A 17,563-nucleotide genomic window follows, 5' to 3' on the forward strand; every position below is an offset into this window, starting at 1 on the left:
GCGCGCGGCGCGTTTAGGGGGGGGCAGGGGGCTTTAGGCGGCTTTGCCGTCAAAGCCTTCCAGATAGGCCACGAGGATATCCAGCGCCGCCTGTAGGTCACCTTTGGAGACCATCTCCGTCACCGTGTGGATGTAGCGCGTACCGACCACGATCCCCACCGCCCGCGCGCCAGCGGCGGCCTGCTGCGCCGCTGCACCGTCTTGGCCGCCGGCTGCGAGCATGGTGCGCTGGAAGGGGATGTCGCGCGCCTCGGCCAGCTTTTCGATGTCGCGCACCAAATCCACATCGGCGATGAAGCTGCTGTCACGCACGTGCAGGCCAAAGCCCTTGCCGAGGCGTGTGGTGGACAGATGCTCGGGCACGCCGGGCGTGTCGCAGGCCAGCGTCGTGTCGATGCCAAGACCGATGTCGGGCTGCACTTTATAAGCCGCCGTGCGCGCGCCGCGCAAGCCGACCTCCTCCTGACAGGTGAAGGCCACGTGAATTTCCGCCCCGCGCCCCTTGTCGGCCAGCTTGCGGATCGCTTCGATCCCCAGCCAGCAGGCGACGCGGTTGTCGAGCGCCTTGGACACAAATTGATCGCCCATTTCGAGGAAGGGTTCATCCATCACCACGAAGTCACCGACCTTGACGATGTCCTTGGCCTTCTCACCCAGCCCCAGATCAACGAAGAATTCCGAAACCTCGGGAATCTTCTTGCGGTCCTCGGGGGAGGAGATGTGGATGGGTTTGCCGCCGGGGTTCATCACGCCCTTCAGATCGCCCTGATCGGTGCAGACCAACACTCGGCGCGAGAAGAGGTTGCGCGGATCAAAACCCCCCACGGGTTGAAGGTACAAAAACCCATCTTTCGAGATATGGCTGACCAGAAACCCGATCTCATCCATATGGCAGAGCAGCATGATCTTGGGCGCTTTGCCGTCGCCTGCCGTCGCATCACGGCGGCAGAGGAGGGATCCCATGGCGTCGGTCTCTACATGGTCAAACAGTCCCTCGATCTGCTGGGTGATCAGGTCACGCACGCGGTGCTCGCGCCCCGGAACGCCGGGGGTTTCGCAAAGGTCTTTGAGTAGGTCGATGTTCATGCTGGCCTCATCTTTGGTGATTTGGCCGCACTATCGCGCCGCGCTGGTCGAAGTGCAAACAGACGCGGCGCGATGAGGCTGAGAGGGCAGGGGGCCTACATCTGCCCCGGTAGGAAAAGCACCAGCGCGGGGAAGATCAGCAGCAAGATCAAGCGCAGAATATCGACCAGCCAGAAGGGCGTGACCCCGCGAAAGATCGTCCCGGTAGAGACATCGCCGACCACGCCTTTGAGGACGAAGACGTTGAGCCCCACGGGTGGCGTAATCAGGCTGATCTCTGTCACCACGACAACGATGATGCCGAACCACACCGGATCAAACCCAAGGCTGGTGACCAGTGGAAAGAAGATCGGCACCGTCAGCAGCAGCATCGACATGCTCTCGAAAATGCAACCAAGCGCGATGTAAATCAAAAGGATCAGCCCCATGACCACCCATGGGCCGAGGTCGAGCGCCGTGACGGTCGCCAGCAGCCCTTCGGGCAGGCCCGCGAGGTTCACGAAGTTTGAGAAAATCCATGCGCCAATCAGCACCGAGAAAAGCGAGGCGGAAGTAAGCGTGGTTTCCTCCAGCACCTCACGCAGTCCGGCCCAGCTGAGCCCGCCACGCGCCCAAGCAATCAGGAACGCACCTGCAGCGCCCATGCCCGCCGCCTCTGTCGGGGAGAAGGCGAGGTGGATGGGCCAGAAATCAAGCACACCGTAGAGCCCGCCGATCACCAGCGCAAAGAGCGCTAGCACCGACCAAACGTGGTTCAGCGCGCGCAGCCGCTCGCCCCATGTGGCGCGGGGGCCAGCGGGGCCTGCCTCGGGGTTTATGGCGACTGAAAAGCGCACCGCGCAGAGGTAGAGCAGGATGCCAAGCGCGCCGGGCACGATGCCCGCGATGAACAGCGCGCCGATAGAGGTCTCGGTCAGCAGCCCATAGATCACAAGGATCACCGAGGGCGGGATCAGGATGCCGAGCGTGCCGCCAGCGGCAATGGACGCGGTCGAGAGACTGTCAGCATAGCCGTATTTGCGCATCTCTGGCATGGCGACTTTGGACATGGTCGCCGCCGTGGCCAAGGACGAGCCACAGATCGCCGCAAAGCCCCCGCAAGCGACGATGGTGGCCATCGCCAAACCGCCCCGGAAATGACCCAGAAAGGCGTTTGAGACTTGGTAAAGCTCACGGCTGATGCCGCCTTTGTTGACGAAAAGCCCCATGAGGATGAAAAGCGGAATCACCGACAGCCCGTAGTCTTGGCTGGTGTCGATGATCAGCCGCGACACCATAGAGATCGACGCGCGGTAGCTGGTTTCATAGACCAGCCCGATCATACCAACGAGGCCCATGGCAAAGGCAATCGGCAGGCGCAGCAAAACGAGGGCGAAAACGGCGGCAAAGCCGATGGCAGATGCGATCATGTGGCAGGGTCCAGAAGTTGCGGCGCTAAGAGGCGCAAAAGCCCGCGCAGGATCAGCACAACGGCGGTGAGATAGGTCATCACCGCGATGAACATGCCGATGTAAAAGGTCGGAATTTCAAGGTATTCGGTCACGTCACCATAGCTCAGCGCGCGGTAGGCTAGGTCCACCACCCGCCCCGCTGGAAACCACAGCATTGCCCCGCAGGCCAGTGTCACCAGCCCGTCGCGCCAGCGTTGCAGCCCCCAATTTTCAAAGGGGCGGTCCAGCAGATCAGCAGCGATATGCCCCTCGCGGCCCGACAGAACGGGCAGGGCAGAGAAAACGATCAGGGCGATGCCGATGCGGATCAGCTCGGTCGCGGCTTCGATCGGGGCGTTGAAGACCGAGCGCATGATGACATCGGCAAAGGTCAGCACCATCAGCGCGAAAAGCGCGACAGAAGCCATCGTCATCGGCAGGGCCGAGAGGGCGGTGGTGAGGCGGATCAAAGAGCGCATGGCGGTTCCCTGGCTGGGGGCCGACCGCTGCTGCGACCGGCCCCTTTGGCGGTGGGGGTTACTGGCTGGCGTTTGCCATTTCCTCACGCATCATCTCATAGGCGGCCTGCCCATCGACACCGGCCTCGTCCAACTCAGCGATCACCTTGTCACGGACCTTGGCGGCCATTTCGGCAAAGCGGGCCTGATCCTCTTCCGAGGCGGTGACGATCTTGTTGTCGCCTGCGGCTTCGGTCGCCTCACGCGCGTCCACGTCGCTTTGATCCCAGACGGCACCCATCATGCGGCTCGCCGTCTCGCCAAAAACTTCGCTGTCGAGCTTTTGCTGTACGTCTTCGGGCAAGCTGTCAAAGGTCTCTTGGCTCATGATGACCGAGAAGGAGCCACGGTAAAAACCGCCGGGCATTTCATAGACGTTCTTGGCAACTTCGTTCAGCTTGAAGCTGATCCGCTCGCCCATGTTCATCGCCACCGCATCGGCGGCACCGGAATCGAGGGTTTCGTAAACCTTGGGCGCGGGCACCTGAATGCCGACGAGGCCAAGCTCCGCCCCCACATCCGCCGAAACACCGCCACCGAGACGGGTTTTCAGACCCTGAAGGTCATCCAGCGAGGCGACTTCTTTGTTGGAGTGAATCTGCCCCGGACCGTGGGTGGTCAGCGCGATTACCTTCACGCCGCGGTGCTCGTCCAACTCGGCCAGCATCGCTTCATGCACGCGCCAATGGGCAACCGATGCGGCTTCGGCATTGCCTTCGTAGCCGGGGATCTCGACCAGTTTCGTGCCGACGAAACGACCGGGCGTGTAGCCGTGGAACAGAATGGCGATATCGGCGGCACCGTCCAGCAGCAGGTCCATCTGCGCGGGCGGCGGGGCGAGGCCGTTTTTCAGCTCGGTCTCGATCTGCCCATCGCTGGCTTCCGACATCATGTCGGTCAGTTGCGTGAACATGCCGGTGTTGACCGGGTGGCTCGGCGGCAGCCATGTGGAAATGGTCAGCGTCTCGGCGGCAAACGCGCCGGTCGCGGTGCAGAGCGCAAGCGCACTCGTCGTGAGAAACTTGGTGAATTTGGTCATTTTGGGCTCCTCCCCATACCGTTCGATATGCCTTGGCGGGGTTCTCCCAAACCCGTGTCGCCAAGTATATGCTTTTTCATGTATTCACATTTACAGCACGATTGGAACCATTTTTTGCGCGCAGGGCAAGGGCTGCGATCAGCCGCGTTGATCCGCGGTGTCGTCCAAGGCGGCCAGCAAGGATTTCAGCGCCGGTTTCAATTGCGCGCCCTCATTGCCCTTGAGCATTTCCATCAAAGCGGCCTCATGACGGCGCGCTTGCGGCACCAGTTCGGCGGCCAGCGCCCGGCCCGCATCGGTCAGATAGACCCGGACCCGGCGGCCATCGGCGGGGTCACTGCGGCGGATCAGCAGGCCGCGTTCCTCCATTTGGGCGATGATCCGGGTGAGTCGTGATTGCTCGGCCAGCGCCTGCCGGGCCAGTTGCGTGATCATCGCGCCATCGGTGTCCGACAGACAGGCCAGCACGCGCCATTCCGGCACGCGCAGCCCCGCCTTGCGCACCTGCGCGTGGAACTGTGCGCTCGCCACATCGCTGGCCGCCGCCAACAAATAGAGCAGGTAATCGGAGACGAATCCCCCCTCCTGACCCGTGTCTTTGTCAGAGGTTGCGTCGGTCTTTTGCTGCGTCACACCTGTTAAGCCTTTGATGAAAAGAGGGCTCCTTGCGCCTCGGCACCTCTAAATGGCGGTCAAATTCGCACTTGGCAAGAAAACCCTTGACCGAAACTATATGAAAAATCATATTGTTTACCACGGGAGGACATCACATGACGAAGATCAACGCTATTGTGCGGGAGGTCACAGCGCTGACTGATCGCATCAGTGAGTTCCAGATTGCAGCCGCAGATGGCAGCGCGCTGCCGCGGTGGGAGGCGGGGGCCCATGTGCTTTTCGATCTGCCCGACGGCGACACCCGCGCCTATTCTCTGATCTCCTTCGATCCCATCCCCGAGGCCCCCGAGAGCTACCGCATCGCCGTTCAGCATGAGCCTGAGGGCAAGGGCGGCTCAACCCATATGCACGGGCTGAAACCGGGGGCAGAAATCACCTGCGCCGCGCCGAAGAACGATTTCCCCCTGACCCAAGACGCGCCTGCGGTGCTGCTGGCGGGGGGGATTGGCATCACGCCGATGATCTCAATGGCGGCGACGCTCAGGGCCGCTGGTCAGGCGTTTGCTTTTCACTACTCTGGCCGCAGCGCCCCCCTGATGGCCTATCGCGACCCCCTGCGTGTGACCTTTGGCGATGCCTTGCATCTGCATTGTGACGACGACGACAGCGCGCTGAACCTTGATGCGGTGATTGCCTCTACGGGGGGCGACACGCATCTCTATGTCTGTGGCCCCAAGGGGCTGATCGACGCGACCAAGGCAAAAGCCGAAGCCGCGGGCATCGCGCCTGACCGCATTCATTTTGAGCTGTTCGACGCGCCCCAAGAGCAAGCGGGCGACAGCGCCTTTGAGGTCGAGTTGGCCTCAAGCGGAGAGGTGTTCACCATCCCGCCCGGCCAATCCATCATCGACGTGCTGGAGGCGGGCGGCGTCGATGTCATGTACGACTGCCAGCGCGGCGACTGTGGCATCTGCCAATGCGACGTCATCAGCGGCACCCCCGATCACCGCGACGTGGTTCTGTCCGAGGCGGAACGCGCGGCAGGCAATGTCATGCAAATCTGCGTCAGCCGCGCCAAATCACCGCGCCTTGTACTCGACATCTGAGGGAGGAACTCATGGGACGTTACGACAGCCCGGCGGCACTGGCCGCCCTCGTGCAGCCACATCAGGTGCACCGCGATATCTACACCGATCCGGAAGTGTTCCAACAAGAGATGAAGCATCTTTTCGCCAATGCGTGGGTCTTTGTCGGCCATGAAAGTCAGACGCCGAACAAGGGCGATTATTTCAGCACCCACATCGGCACCCAGCCGGTCATTCAGGTGCGTCATTCCACCGGCGACATCCATGTGCTGCTGAACCGTTGCCCGCATAAGGGCACGAAAATCGTCATCGACCGGCAGGGCAACACCGGCAAGTTCTTCCGCTGCCCCTATCATGCATGGAGCTTCAAAACTGACGGCTGCCTTTTGGCGATCCCGCTCAGAAAAGGCTACCAAGATACCGGGCTGGAAGAGACCGACAGCGGCAAGGGCATGCGCAGCGTTGGCGATGTGAAGAACTACCGCGGCTTCATCTTTGCCCGGCTCGCGGAAGAGGGCATCAGTTTCGAAGAGTTCTTTGGCGAAAGCCTGACCTCGCTCGACAATATGGTGGACCGTTCCCCCGCAGGACGGCTCGAAGTCGTCGGCCCGCCGCTGCGCTACATGCACCACTGCAACTGGAAGATGCTGGTCGAAAACCAGACCGACACCTGCCACCCGATGGTAGCCCACGAAAGCTCTGCCGGGACGGCGGTGAAACTCTACGAGGAACTGGGCCTCCCCGAAGGCGCCCCCAAACCCCCCGCGATGGAGATCATCGCCCCCTTCATGTCGCCTTACGAATTTTTCGAAGGCATGGGCATCCGCACTTGGCCCAATGGCCACGGGCACACGGGCGTAAACCATTCAATCCACTCGGATTACGCCGCCATTCCCGGCTATTTCGAAGCGCTCTGCGACAGCTATGGAGAGGAGAAAGCCAAGGCGATCTTGGACGAAAACCGCCACAACACGGTCTATTTCCCGAACATCATGATCAAAGGCCCGATCCAGCAGCTGCGCGTATTCATCCCCATCGCGGCAAACCGCACAGTGGTGGAAAGCTACATCTACCGCCTTGTCGATGCCCCCGAGGAACTGACCGCCCGCACCGCGATGTACAACCGCATGATCAACGCGCCCACTTCCATCGTCGGGCACGATGATCTGGAGATGTACGAGCGCGCCCAAGAGGGTCTGATGGTCGACGGGATGGAATGGGTCAATATCCAGCGCCTGATCGAAGAGGACGAGGATTTTGAGGTCGAAGCCGTCGAAAATGGCACCACCGAACGCCAGATGCGCAACCAATTTCACGCTTGGGTCAAGTTCATGACCGTGGGCCAAACGGCGGAGGCTGCGGAATGAGCGTGACGCGCGAAATCCTGATCGACTTCATCTATGACGAAGTGCGCATGTTGGACGAGGGGCGCTATACCGAATGGCTGAACCTATGGCTGGCGGACGGGCATTACTGGATGCCGCTGGACTATCAGCAGACCGATCCGATCAACGAAACCTCGTTGATGTATGAAGATATGTTCATGCTAAAATTGCGCGTCGAACGGCTCAACGGCGCGCGGACCTTCAGCCAAAAGCCCAAAAGCCGCTGCCATCATGTGATCCAACGGCCTTTCGTGGATGAGATGGACATGGAGGCGGGGCGCTTCGTCACGACCACCTTCATGCACTACGTCGAGACGCGGCTTGATGAGCAGCAACTGCTCGCCGTCACCGCGCGGCATGAGTTGGCCATGGTCGATGGCGCGCTTCGGATTGCCAACAAACGGGTCGATATCATCAATTGCGATGCAGCCTTTCGCAACATTCAGTTGCTGCCATGATCGCGCCAGAGATCGAAACGGTTTACGCGGCCTTTCAGGACACCGCCGCGCGGCATCCCAACCGCGCCTTTCTCAATGTCTTGCCAGAAACGGCGGAAATCTACGGGATCACGGCGGGAGAGGTGAGCTATGCCGCAGCCGCGCGCGAGGTTGCGGCTTTGCGTGAAAACATCGCGGCGGCGGGCTACCTTCCCGGCCAGCGGGTCATGCTGCTGATGGAGAACCGCCCGGCCTTTTTCCTTTGGTGGCTGGCCTTGAATGGGTTGGGCCTGGCGGTCGTGCCGGTGAACCCCGATCTGCGCGCGGCGGAGCTGAGCTATATGATCGACCACGCCGAGCCTGTTTTGGCCGTGGCGATCCCTTCGCGGGGCGATGACCTGCGCGCGGCAGCGCGGCAGGCGGGGCGCGACATGCCGGTGATTGCACCGGGCGATCCACTCCCACCGCCGGTCACGTTCACGGCCATCGCGGCGCGTAATGGCGGCGCGGAGGACGCGGAAGCCGCACTTCTCTACACCTCCGGCACCACGGGCCAGCCCAAAGGCTGCATCCTCACCAATACCTATTTCCTCGAGGCCGGTCGGTGGTACGCCGACACGGGCGGGCTCTGCGCCCTGTCGCAAGACGGCGAGCGCATGATCACGCCCCTGCCGATTTTTCACATGAACGCTATGGCATATTCCTTTATGGCGATGGTCGCCGTGGGCGGCTGCCTGACCGCGCTTGATCGGTTCCATCCGCGCAGCTGGTGGGCCTCGGTGCGGGCATCGGGGGCGACCTGCCTACACTACCTCGGCGTGATGCCGTCGATGCTGATGGGGGCCGACGAAGACGAGGCAGACCGCGATCACGCCCTGCGCTTCGGCTTCGGTGCAGGGGTCGACCCGAAACTCCACGCCGCGTTTGAGGCGCGCTTTGGCTTTCCGTTGGTGGAGGCTTGGGCCATGACCGAAACTGGTGCGGGCGCCGTGATCTGCGCCAACCGCGCACCTCGCAGGGTGGGCGAAAGCTGTCTTGGTGCCCCCGAGGGTGGGCTGGATGTGCGGCTGGTCGATGATGCCGGGCAAGACGCGGAACAGGGCGAGCTGCTGGTGCGCCGCGCGGGCAGTGACCCCCGGCGCGGGTTTTTCGCGGGTTATTTTAAGAATCCCCAAGCCACCGATGAAGCATGGCAAGGCGGTTGGTTCCACACCGGAGACATCGTGCGCCGCGCTCCGGATGGCGCGATGTATTTCGTTGACCGCAAGAAAAACGTGATCCGTCGCTCTGGTGAAAACATCGCGGCGGTTGAGGTGGAATCGACTCTGATGCGCCACCCCGCCGTGGCCAGCGCCGCCGTCGCCGCCGTGCCCGACGCGGTGCGCGGAGATGAGGTTTTTGCCTGTATCGTTGCCAAAGACAGCGCCGCCGATCCTGCCGCGCTGGCGGAAGAGATCACCCAGTGGTGCCTCACCCAACTTGCCTACTACAAGGCCCCCGGCTTCATCGCCTTTGTCGAGGCGCTGCCCCTGACCGCGACCCAAAAACTGCAACGCGCGGTGCTGAAAACGCTGGCCGCCGACCTGCTCGCCGACCCTGCCACGCAAGACCTGCGCAGGCTGAAGAAACGGACAGCGGCATGAGGCGTCAGGGCTATGATGGTGTGGTGCTCGCGGCACCTACCTCGGTTCCCTACGCGCGCTACAGCAACGAGACCGCGCATTGGTGGATCGCCCGCGCCCTGCGGGATATGCTGGGGCGAGCGGGGATTGCTCCGGCGGAGTTGGACGGATTTTCGGTCTCCAGCTTCTCGCTCGCCCCCGACACGCCGGTGGGGCTAACCCAACATCTGGGGCTTTCCCCGCGCTGGCTTGATACCGTGCCGACGGGCGGGGCCAGCGGGGTGATCGCGCTGCGCCGTGCGGCGCGGGCGGTGCAATCGGGGGACGTGGATGTGGTCGCCTGTGTGGCGGGGGACGCAAACCGGATCGACAGTTTTCGCACCCTGCTCAGCGGGTTTTCGCGCTTTTCGATGGACGCAACCTTTCCCTATGGGTTCGGCGGCCCCAACGCCAGTTTCGCGCTGCTGATGGACCGCTACATGCAAGAATTCAGCGCCACACGCGAGGATTTTGGCCATATTGCGGTCTCGCAACGCGCAAATGCGCTGAACTATCCTGCGGCCTTGATGAAGACTCCGCTAACCTTGGCGCAGTATATGGACGCCCGGATGATCTCAGACCCCATCGCGCTTTTTGACTGCGTCATGCCCTGCGCCGGGGCCGAGGCGTTTTTGGTCATGCGCGAGGACGAGGCCCTGCGCCGCGACCTGCCCTTCGCCCAGATCAGCGGCACGATCGAACGACACAACGCCTATCCCGAAGACCCGATCCAACTGCGCGGCGGCTGGGGCGTGGATATCGGTGAGCTCTACGAGATGGCGGGCCATGGGCCTGAGGGGGTCGATCTGCTGCAAACCTATGACGACTACCCGGTGATCTCGATGATGCAGTTCGAAGACCTCGGGTTCTGCGCCAAGGGGGAGGGGGCCGCCTTTTCCCGGCGGCGAGATCTGACGATCAACGGCGATTTCCCCCACAACACCTCGGGCGGGCAGTTGTCGGTCGGCCAAGCCGGGGCCGCGGGCGGCTATCTGGGGCTGGTCGAGGCGATCCGGCAGGTGACCGGGCAGGCCGAGGGCACGCAGGTGACAAACGCCCGGCGGGCCTTGGTCTCGGGCTTTGGTATGATCAACTATGACCGGGGCGTCTGCTCTGCCGCGGCGATCATCGAAGGGGGCGCGCCATGATCGATCCATTGACCCCGCCCCGAAAGAAGAACCCGCAAAAGCGCAGCAGGGTGCCGACGCTGCCGCCCGCGCAGCGGTCGCGCGCGGCCCTCGGCCTCGCCATCGCCGCCGGGCGCGGCACCTTCGCCTTGCAACACTGCGCCGACTGCGGGGCGGTGCAATATCCCCCCCGCGATGCCTGCTGCAAATGCCTGTCCGTCGCGCTGGACTGGCGCGAGACGGACCGCGCGGGCGAGGTCTTGGCCGAAACCACGATCCGCGTCTCGCCCGACCCGTATTTTCGCGAGCGGCTGCCGTGGCGCATCGGCACGGTGCAGCTGGCCGCGGGGCCGGTGGCGGTGTGCCATCTGCACGGCGAAGTCGGGCGCGGTGATGCGGTGCGGCTGGCGTTGAAACTGGACCGGGCCGGGCAGGGGGTCATGGTGGCCCTGCCGCGAGAGGGAAGCGAATTGATGCAAGACGATCCGATGCTGCGCGAAATGTCGAGCGATCCGAAATATCGGCGGGTGTTGATCACCGATGCCCGCTCCCCCTTGGCCCTGCCGCTGGCCCAAGCGCTTCTGAGCGCAGGTGCGGCGGAGATATTCCTGGGGGAGCCGGAACATTGGCGCCGGTGGGAAGGCCGCGCGGCCTTCGAGGGGATGGAGAAGGTCAGCCTCATGCCGCTTGATGTCACCGATGGGGCCGCCGTCTCGCGCCTTGCGGCAGAGATCGGTGGCAAGGTCGACATCCTGATCAACACCGCCCAATTCATCCGCCCCGGCGGGGTGCTGGGCAGTGACACGGTCTTTGCCCGCGAGGGGATGGAGACCAATGTGCTGGGCCTGATGCGATTGGCGCAGGGCTTTGGCCCCGCGATGGCCGCGCGCACGGCGGATGGGGTCAATGCGGCGGTGGCTTGGGTCAATCTCCTGTCGGTCGGGGCCTTGGCGCCCGAGGCGGGGTTCGGTGGCTTTGATGCCTCGCAGGCAGCGGCGCGGTCGCTCAGCCAGACGCTGCGGGCGGAATTTGCCGGGTCCGGCCTGCGGGTGATGAATGTCTACACCGGCCCGGTAGACGATGATTGGCACCAACCCCTGCCGCCGCCCAAAGTCACCCCCCGCGCTCTGGCGCGGACGGTGGTAAGTGGCTTGGTCGACGGACTGGAAGAGGTCGCCTGCGGTGACGTGGCCAAAGATGCGCTGGCCCGCTGGCTGGACGATCCGGCCTTGATGGAACGCGAAACGCGGGGGGGCGGCGCATGAGCGATGCAATCACCTCACTGGCCGAAGCACTGGCAAGCGGTGCGGCAAAGGTCGTCGATCTGACCCATAGGCTCGACCCGGACTTCCCGGTCATCGTCTTGCCGCCAGAGTTCGGCCAATGCGCGCGGTTCCGGATGGAGGAGGTCTCGGCCTATGACCATCGTGGCCCGGCGTGGAAGTGGCATAACCTCACCCTCAATGAGCACACTGGCACCCATTTCGACGCGCCGATTCACTGGGTCTCGGGCAAGGACGTGGCAAACGGCGCGGTGGATGAAATCCCGGCAGAGGCATTCATCGGCCCAGTCGTGGTGATTGATTGCTCCGAGGGGGCAGGACACGACGACGACTTTGAGCTGACGCCTGAGATCATCCGCGATTGGGAGGCCCAGCACGGGCCGATCCCCGCCGACGCTTGGGTGCTGATGCGCACCGATTGGTCAAAGCGCAGCGGCGCGGATTACCTCAACATGCGCGAAGACGGCGCCCATTCGCCCGGCCCCACACCCGCCGCGATCGCCCTTCTGTTGGAGCGCGGCATTCGTGGCTTTGGCACCGAAACCGTCGGCACCGATGCGGGGCAGGGGATGCATTACGATCCGCCCTTTCCGGCGCATTACCTTCTGCATGGGGCCGGCAAATACGGGCTGCAATGTCTGTGCAACCTCGACCAACTGCCGCCCACCGGGGCCATGCTGATCGCACCGCCGCTCAAGATTAAAGGCGGGACCGGCAGCCCCTTGCGGGTGCTGGCGCTGATACCGGGAGAGAGACCATGAGCGAGTACACCGCCGTCATCACCGGGGGCAGCAAGGGCATCGGTGCCGATCTGGCGCAGCGGCTGTTGGAGCGCGGCTATCGGGTGATCTCAATCGCGCGGGGCAAGCCGGAATGGGAGGCGGAAGGATGTGAGCATATCGAAGCCGACCTTCTCGACCCCGCCTCTGTCGCCGCCGTGGCCGCCGACATCGCTGCACGCTATGACGTGACCCATCTGGTGCATAACGCCGGTTTGATCTGGCCCAATCTCATCGAAGACGCCAAGCCCGAAGACATCACCGGCCTCGCGCAACTACACCTCGGCTCGGCCCTGACGCTGCTGCAAGCCTTCTTGCCCGCCATGAAAGAACGCGGCTTTGGCCGGGTGACGTTCAACGCCTCGCGCGCCGCCTTGGGCGCCCCGACGCGCACCGCTTATTCGGCGTCGAAAGCAGGGATGATCGGCATGGCGCGCACATGGGCGCTGGAGCTTGCACCGCATGGAATCACCGTCAATGTCGTCGCGCCCGGCCCGGTGCAGACCGATAATTTCTGGGGCATCATCCCGAAAGAAAGCGAACGCGAAGCGGACCTTGCCAAACGCATCCCCGTAGGCCGGTTGGGGCAAGTCGAGGACGTGACCAATGCCTTCCTGTTCTTCTGCGATCCAGCCAATAGTTTCGTCACCGGCCAGACGCTTTTCGTCTGTGGCGGGTCGAGCATCGGGACGCTGACGCTCTGACGCCGATCCTTAGACCTTGCGGAAATGCTTCACCAATTCAGGGACATAGGCATCGCCCGCGCCCATCTCGACGACCTTTGACAAGGCACCATAGACCCCATCGGCAATCTCAACCTGCGCGCCCGCTTGCGCGGACATCTGGCGGTAATAGTCGAAATCCTTAAGCGCGTTGCTGATCGCGAAGGGCAGCGCCTCGCGGTCGCCGCTGACGATGAAAGGCGACAGCCGATCAAGCGCGACACTGGCGCCGCCGCCACCAGCCAAAACATCGACGAAACTCTGCGGCTCGATCCCTGCATCTGCCGACTGCGCGGCGGCCTCGGCGAGCAGCGACATGAACCCGACCGAGACGTAATTGTGCAGCAATTTCAAACGGTGGCCTGCGCTGACCTCGCCCACATGTTTGACCTCGTCGGTGAAGGAGGCGAGCACCGGAGAGACCTTCTCAACCACTGCGGCCTCACCCCCGACCAGCAGGTTCAACTTCCCCTCATGGGCGAATTGCGCGGTGCGGGTCATTGGCGCGTCAACGAATTCGCCCCCCGCCGCTTTGACCGCCGCGGCCATCTTTACCGTCGAAGCGGGCAGGGAGGTGGAGCAATCGACCACAACCGCACCGGGCTTCAGCCCGGCAATCACGCCGCCCGCCCCGGTCAGAATTCCTTCGACCTGCGGAGAGCCGGTGACGCAGAGGATGATCACATCCGACGCGACGGCCAGATCGCTAAGACTGTCAAAGGCCGTGGCCCCCAGCCCGTCCAGCTCATCGGTCGGCTGGTTGCCGGGGTGGTCGAAATAGCCAAGCGCAAAACCCCCGCGCCGCATCACGTTGCGCGCAATTCCGTGGCCCATCAGGCCGACACCGATCATACCGATTTTCATGGGTTTTCCCTCGCTTGCCACCGCCGCTCCTGCGGGCGGTTCCCTTGGGGAAAGGTCTACCCCGCCGCCTGCCACGGCGCAACGCGGGCGGGGCGGATTTTCTCGGCGAAACAGGGCTTTGTATATTTGAAACCGACACGGCGCTTGATAGGAATGGCGCATTGATTGCATGAGGCTGATATGACTTTGACCATAGACCCCTACCAGATTGCCCAAGACCTCTATCACGGGCAGTTCTGCCCGATGTTTATCGACGGCAAAGACGTGCCCGCGCTCTCGGGTGAGGTGCTAAATGTGGTCGACCCCGCCTCGGGCCGGGCGCTGGCGACGGTGCCGCGTGGCGGGGCCGAAGATGTCGATGCCGCCGTCGCCGCCGCGCGCCGGGCCTTTGAGGGGGAGTGGTCGAAATTCACGCCCTACGACCGGCAAGAGGTGCTTTTGCGCATTGCCGATGTGATGGAGCGCGATTGGGAAAAGCTCTGTGTGTCGGACACCGCCGATATGGGTCTGCCGCTGGCGCGGACTATGGGCAACAAACGCCGGGTGATCGGGATGCTGCGTTTCTATGCGGGGCAGGCGGTCGCGTTGCATGGCGATGTGATCGAGAACTCGGTCTCGCAATCGATGTTCTCTTTTACAACGCGCGAGCCGGTCGGCGTGGTGGGGGCGATTATCCCTTGGAACGCCCCGACCGCTGCCTCGATCTGGAAAATCGCGCCTGCCTTGGCGACGGGCTGCACCGTGGTATTGAAGCCCTCCGAAGACGCGCCGCTGACGCCCTTGATGATCGCGAAGTTGATGCAAGAGGCAGGCGTGCCCGATGGGGTGGTCAACGTGGTGACCGGCACGGGCCGCGAAGCAGGCGCGCGTTTGGCCGAACATGAGGACGTGAACAAAGTGGTCTTCACCGGTTCGACCGCCACGGGCAAGACCATCGCCCGCGCTGGCGTTGAGAACCTCAAGCGGATCACGTTGGAGTTGGGCGGGAAATCTCCGCTGATCATCTGCAAGGATGCTGACATCGACAAGGCGGTGCCTGTCGCGGCGATGGCGGTCTACGCGCATTCGGGGCAAATCTGCATCGCAGGCTCGCGGCTGTTCGTGGCGCGCGAAATTCAGGATGAGTTCATCGAGAAACTGGCCGCTTTCGCGCGGGGGCTGAAGATCGGGCATGGCTTGGATGAGGGCACGGACCTCGGCCCGCTGATCAACCGTGTGCAGGCCGAAAAGGTCGAGGGCTATATCGCTGCGGGCAAAGCCGAAGGCGCGCGGCTGGTCACCGGCGGGGCGCGGCCCGAGGGCGCGGGCTATGAAGGCGGCAACTTTCTTGAGCCGGTGATCTTTGCCGATGTGACCGACGACATGACCATCGCGCGGGAAGAGATTTTCGGCCCCGTGATCTCTGTCCTGCCCTTCGACACGATGGAAGAGGTGATCGCGCGCGCCAATGCCACGCCCTACGGTCTGGCGGCAGGCATCTTTACCCGCGACCTCAGCACAGCGCATCGCGCGGTGAAGCGCCTAAAGGCGGGATCGGTCTGGGTGAACATGTACCACGCGATTGACCCGGCGGTGCCGTTCGGCGGGCTCAAGATGTCGGGCTATGGCAAGGAAGGTGGCGTGGAGCACCTGCAGGCGTATTTAGATACCAAGGCGGTTTGGATCCAGACCGAGTAAGGACAAGCTCAGCGCGGTGCCGCCCGGTCTGATGCCGGGCGGTAAATTGCTAAAAACCGCTGACCTTCGGCAGCCATGTCGAAATCGCCGGCACGAAGGTCAGCAGCATCAACACGACAAAGTTCGCCAGAAAGAACGGCGACATCTCACGGATCAGCGCCGCAGGGCGCAGGTTCACCGCTGAAGACACCACGAAGATCAGGCTCCCCACCGGCGGCGTCGTCAGGCCGAGCGTCAGGTTCACGATCACCACAATCGCAAAATGGTCCGGCGCGATGCCAAGCGCATGGCTGATCGGCGCCAAGATCGGCACCAAGATCATCACGCCCGGCAGCGGGTCCATGAACAGGCCAAAGAGCAGCAGCAACACGTTGACCGCCAAGAGAAACAGGATCGGCGACAACTCCCATGAAATGATCGTCTCGGCCAGAAACTGCGGCACGCCTTCGATCACCAGAACCCATGCAAAGGCCCGCGCCGCGCCAAGGATCAACAAAACGGCGGACGAAATCAGCGCGGCGCGCAGGATCAGCCCCGGCAGGTCACGCAAGCGCAGCGCGCGGTAGACGAAAAAACCGCAGAAGAGGGCATAGAACACCGCGATGACCGACGCTTCGGTGGGCGTGAAAATACCGCCCCGGATGCCGCCGACAATCAGCACGATCAGCCCAAGTGCTGGCAGCGCCATAAAGGTATTGCGCCACATCTGCGCCCGCTCGGGGCGTGCATCCGCGCTGCGATAGTCGCGTTTCCAACTGACCCACCCGTTGGCGGCAAGACTGCCACAGGCCAGCAAAAGCCCCGGAATCACACCGGCCATAAACAGCGACCCGACCGAGACTTCCTGATCCTGCAGCGCATAGATGATCATCACGATCGACGGCGGAATGATCGGCCCTACCACCGCCGAGGAAATCGTCAGCGCCCCGGCGTAGGAGCGGTCATAGCCGCCTTTTTCCATCATGCGGATCATCATCGCCCCCGGTCCCGCCGCATCGGCCAATGCCGAGCCTGAAATGCCCGCGAACATGGTGGAGGAGATCACATTGGCATAGCCCAGCCCCCCGCGCAGATGGCCTACGAACTGCGCCGCAAAGCGGAGCAATGTGTGGGTGATCGCGCCGCCGGTCATGATCTCGGCGGCGAGGATGAAGAAGGGCACAGCCAAAAGCGGGAAGCTGTCGAGGCCGGAAAACATCTCTTTGACAACGACGATCTGCGGATAGGAACTGCCCAAGCCAATTGCCGCAAAAACCGAAATCGCCATGGCAAAGGCAACGGGCAGGCCCAGCACCATCAGCACGAAAAGCGAGATAAAGAGGATCTCAGCCATTGGCGGCTCCCGGCATGTTTTCGGTCTGACCGTCGGGCTGGTGATAGTGGCCCGCCATGATGAAAGGCCGCGCGATCAGCAACAGATGCACGATCAACAGCGAGAACCCGACCGGCATGGCGGCATAGACATAACGAAACGAGAGGCGCATTGCCGGGGTCATCTGGTACTGCGCGCGCTGCATATAGTCCCAGCCGACCTTGACCATGAAGGCAAAGAAAAACAGCAGCACCAGCACGATGACAACGCGCAGGATACGCTGTATCCGGGTGCTCATCACGTCATGCAGATTGGTGATCGCCACATGACCGCCTTGGCGCAGGGCCAGCCCGGCCCCGAGGAACGCCATCCAGATCATCAGATAGCGGGCGGATTCATCAGACCATGACAGCGAATGATTGGTGCTGAACCGCAGGGCGACATTGGCCCCGACGACCAAGACCATCCCCGTCAGGCAGGCGATCACCACTGCGGCGTTCACCTTGACGAATAGCTGTTCCAATCTGCGCATGGTTTCCCCTC

General features: G+C 62.9%; 17 protein-coding genes. 9 read left to right on the forward strand and 8 right to left on the reverse strand.

Annotated features, from left to right (window positions below; translation table 11 throughout):
* Positions 1–33: 33 nt before the first annotated feature.
* From K3758_RS17465 to K3758_RS17485, 5 genes are all read right to left on the reverse strand, one after another.
* A complete protein-coding gene (locus tag K3758_RS17465; protein ID WP_259950232.1) occupies positions 34–1,086 on the reverse strand; it encodes a M42 family metallopeptidase in 1,053 nt (350 codons plus the stop codon).
* 95 nt (positions 1,087–1,181) lie between these two features.
* Entirely contained in the window at positions 1,182–2,495 is a 1,314-nt protein-coding gene (locus tag K3758_RS17470) for a TRAP transporter large permease (RefSeq protein WP_259950234.1), read from the reverse strand.
* The gene (locus K3758_RS17475; RefSeq protein WP_259950238.1) at positions 2,492–2,995 is read right to left on the reverse strand and encodes a TRAP transporter small permease; all 504 of its coding nucleotides are present in this window, start codon (positions 2,993–2,995) and stop codon (positions 2,492–2,494) included. The genes K3758_RS17470 and K3758_RS17475 overlap by 4 nt, the downstream gene beginning before the upstream one ends.
* Before the next feature lie 58 nt (positions 2,996–3,053).
* Positions 3,054–4,073, reverse strand: coding sequence for a TRAP transporter substrate-binding protein (locus K3758_RS17480; RefSeq protein WP_259950240.1), 1,020 nt, complete (start codon positions 4,071–4,073; stop codon positions 3,054–3,056).
* 138 nt (positions 4,074–4,211) lie between these two features.
* Entirely contained in the window at positions 4,212–4,706 is a 495-nt protein-coding gene (locus K3758_RS17485; protein WP_067628730.1) for a MarR family winged helix-turn-helix transcriptional regulator, read from the reverse strand.
* Between the two features lie 137 nt (positions 4,707–4,843).
* Between K3758_RS17485 and K3758_RS17490 the strand changes: the two genes are divergently transcribed.
* The 8 genes from K3758_RS17490 to K3758_RS17525 are packed head-to-tail and all read left to right on the forward strand — an operon-like array spanning position 4,844 to position 13,149.
* On the forward strand, positions 4,844–5,794 hold the full coding sequence (locus tag K3758_RS17490) for a PDR/VanB family oxidoreductase (RefSeq protein WP_259950242.1): 951 nt from the start codon (positions 4,844–4,846) through the stop codon (positions 5,792–5,794).
* An 11-nt stretch (positions 5,795–5,805) separates the two neighbouring features.
* A complete protein-coding gene (locus tag K3758_RS17495) occupies positions 5,806–7,140 on the forward strand; it encodes an aromatic ring-hydroxylating dioxygenase subunit alpha (protein ID WP_259950244.1) in 1,335 nt (444 codons plus the stop codon).
* Entirely contained in the window at positions 7,137–7,616 is a 480-nt protein-coding gene (locus K3758_RS17500; protein ID WP_259950247.1) for an aromatic-ring-hydroxylating dioxygenase subunit beta, read from the forward strand. The genes K3758_RS17495 and K3758_RS17500 overlap by 4 nt, the downstream gene beginning before the upstream one ends.
* Positions 7,613–9,238, forward strand: coding sequence for an AMP-binding protein (locus K3758_RS17505; RefSeq protein WP_259950261.1), 1,626 nt, complete (start codon positions 7,613–7,615; stop codon positions 9,236–9,238). The genes K3758_RS17500 and K3758_RS17505 overlap by 4 nt, the downstream gene beginning before the upstream one ends.
* Positions 9,235–10,404 (forward strand): thiolase family protein, encoded by a 1,170-nt coding sequence (locus K3758_RS17510; RefSeq protein WP_259950262.1) that lies wholly within the window; start codon positions 9,235–9,237, stop codon positions 10,402–10,404. The genes K3758_RS17505 and K3758_RS17510 overlap by 4 nt, the downstream gene beginning before the upstream one ends.
* A complete protein-coding gene (locus K3758_RS17515; protein ID WP_259950263.1) occupies positions 10,401–11,648 on the forward strand; it encodes an SDR family NAD(P)-dependent oxidoreductase in 1,248 nt (415 codons plus the stop codon). Before K3758_RS17510 ends, K3758_RS17515 begins: the two co-directional genes overlap by 4 nt.
* Positions 11,645–12,427, forward strand: coding sequence for a cyclase family protein (locus K3758_RS17520; RefSeq protein ID WP_259950265.1), 783 nt, complete (start codon positions 11,645–11,647; stop codon positions 12,425–12,427). The genes K3758_RS17515 and K3758_RS17520 overlap by 4 nt, the downstream gene beginning before the upstream one ends.
* Entirely contained in the window at positions 12,424–13,149 is a 726-nt protein-coding gene (locus tag K3758_RS17525) for an SDR family NAD(P)-dependent oxidoreductase (protein ID WP_259950266.1), read from the forward strand. The genes K3758_RS17520 and K3758_RS17525 overlap by 4 nt, the downstream gene beginning before the upstream one ends.
* Before the next feature lie 9 nt (positions 13,150–13,158).
* On the opposite strand, the gene K3758_RS17530 is transcribed toward K3758_RS17525, so the two are convergent.
* Positions 13,159–14,031, reverse strand: coding sequence for an NAD(P)-dependent oxidoreductase (locus tag K3758_RS17530; protein WP_259950274.1), 873 nt, complete (start codon positions 14,029–14,031; stop codon positions 13,159–13,161).
* Between the two features lie 180 nt (positions 14,032–14,211).
* On the opposite strand from K3758_RS17530, the gene K3758_RS17535 reads away from it, so the two are divergent.
* Entirely contained in the window at positions 14,212–15,708 is a 1,497-nt protein-coding gene (locus K3758_RS17535) for an aldehyde dehydrogenase (RefSeq protein ID WP_259950277.1), read from the forward strand.
* A 49-nt stretch (positions 15,709–15,757) separates the two neighbouring features.
* Here the strand turns inward: K3758_RS17535 and K3758_RS17540 are convergent, their stop codons facing one another.
* Both K3758_RS17540 and K3758_RS17545 read right to left on the reverse strand, forming a co-directional pair.
* Complete coding sequence (locus K3758_RS17540; protein WP_259950278.1) at positions 15,758–17,041, reverse strand: TRAP transporter large permease; 1,284 nt, start codon at positions 17,039–17,041, stop codon at positions 15,758–15,760.
* Positions 17,034–17,552, reverse strand: coding sequence for a TRAP transporter small permease (locus tag K3758_RS17545; protein WP_259950280.1), 519 nt, complete (start codon positions 17,550–17,552; stop codon positions 17,034–17,036). The genes K3758_RS17540 and K3758_RS17545 overlap by 8 nt, the downstream gene beginning before the upstream one ends.
* Between the last annotated feature and the right edge of the window lie 11 nt (positions 17,553–17,563).

The sequence above is a fragment of the Sulfitobacter sp. W002 genome, from assembly GCF_025142135.1.
GTDB lineage: Bacteria > Pseudomonadota > Alphaproteobacteria > Rhodobacterales > Rhodobacteraceae > Sulfitobacter > Sulfitobacter profundi.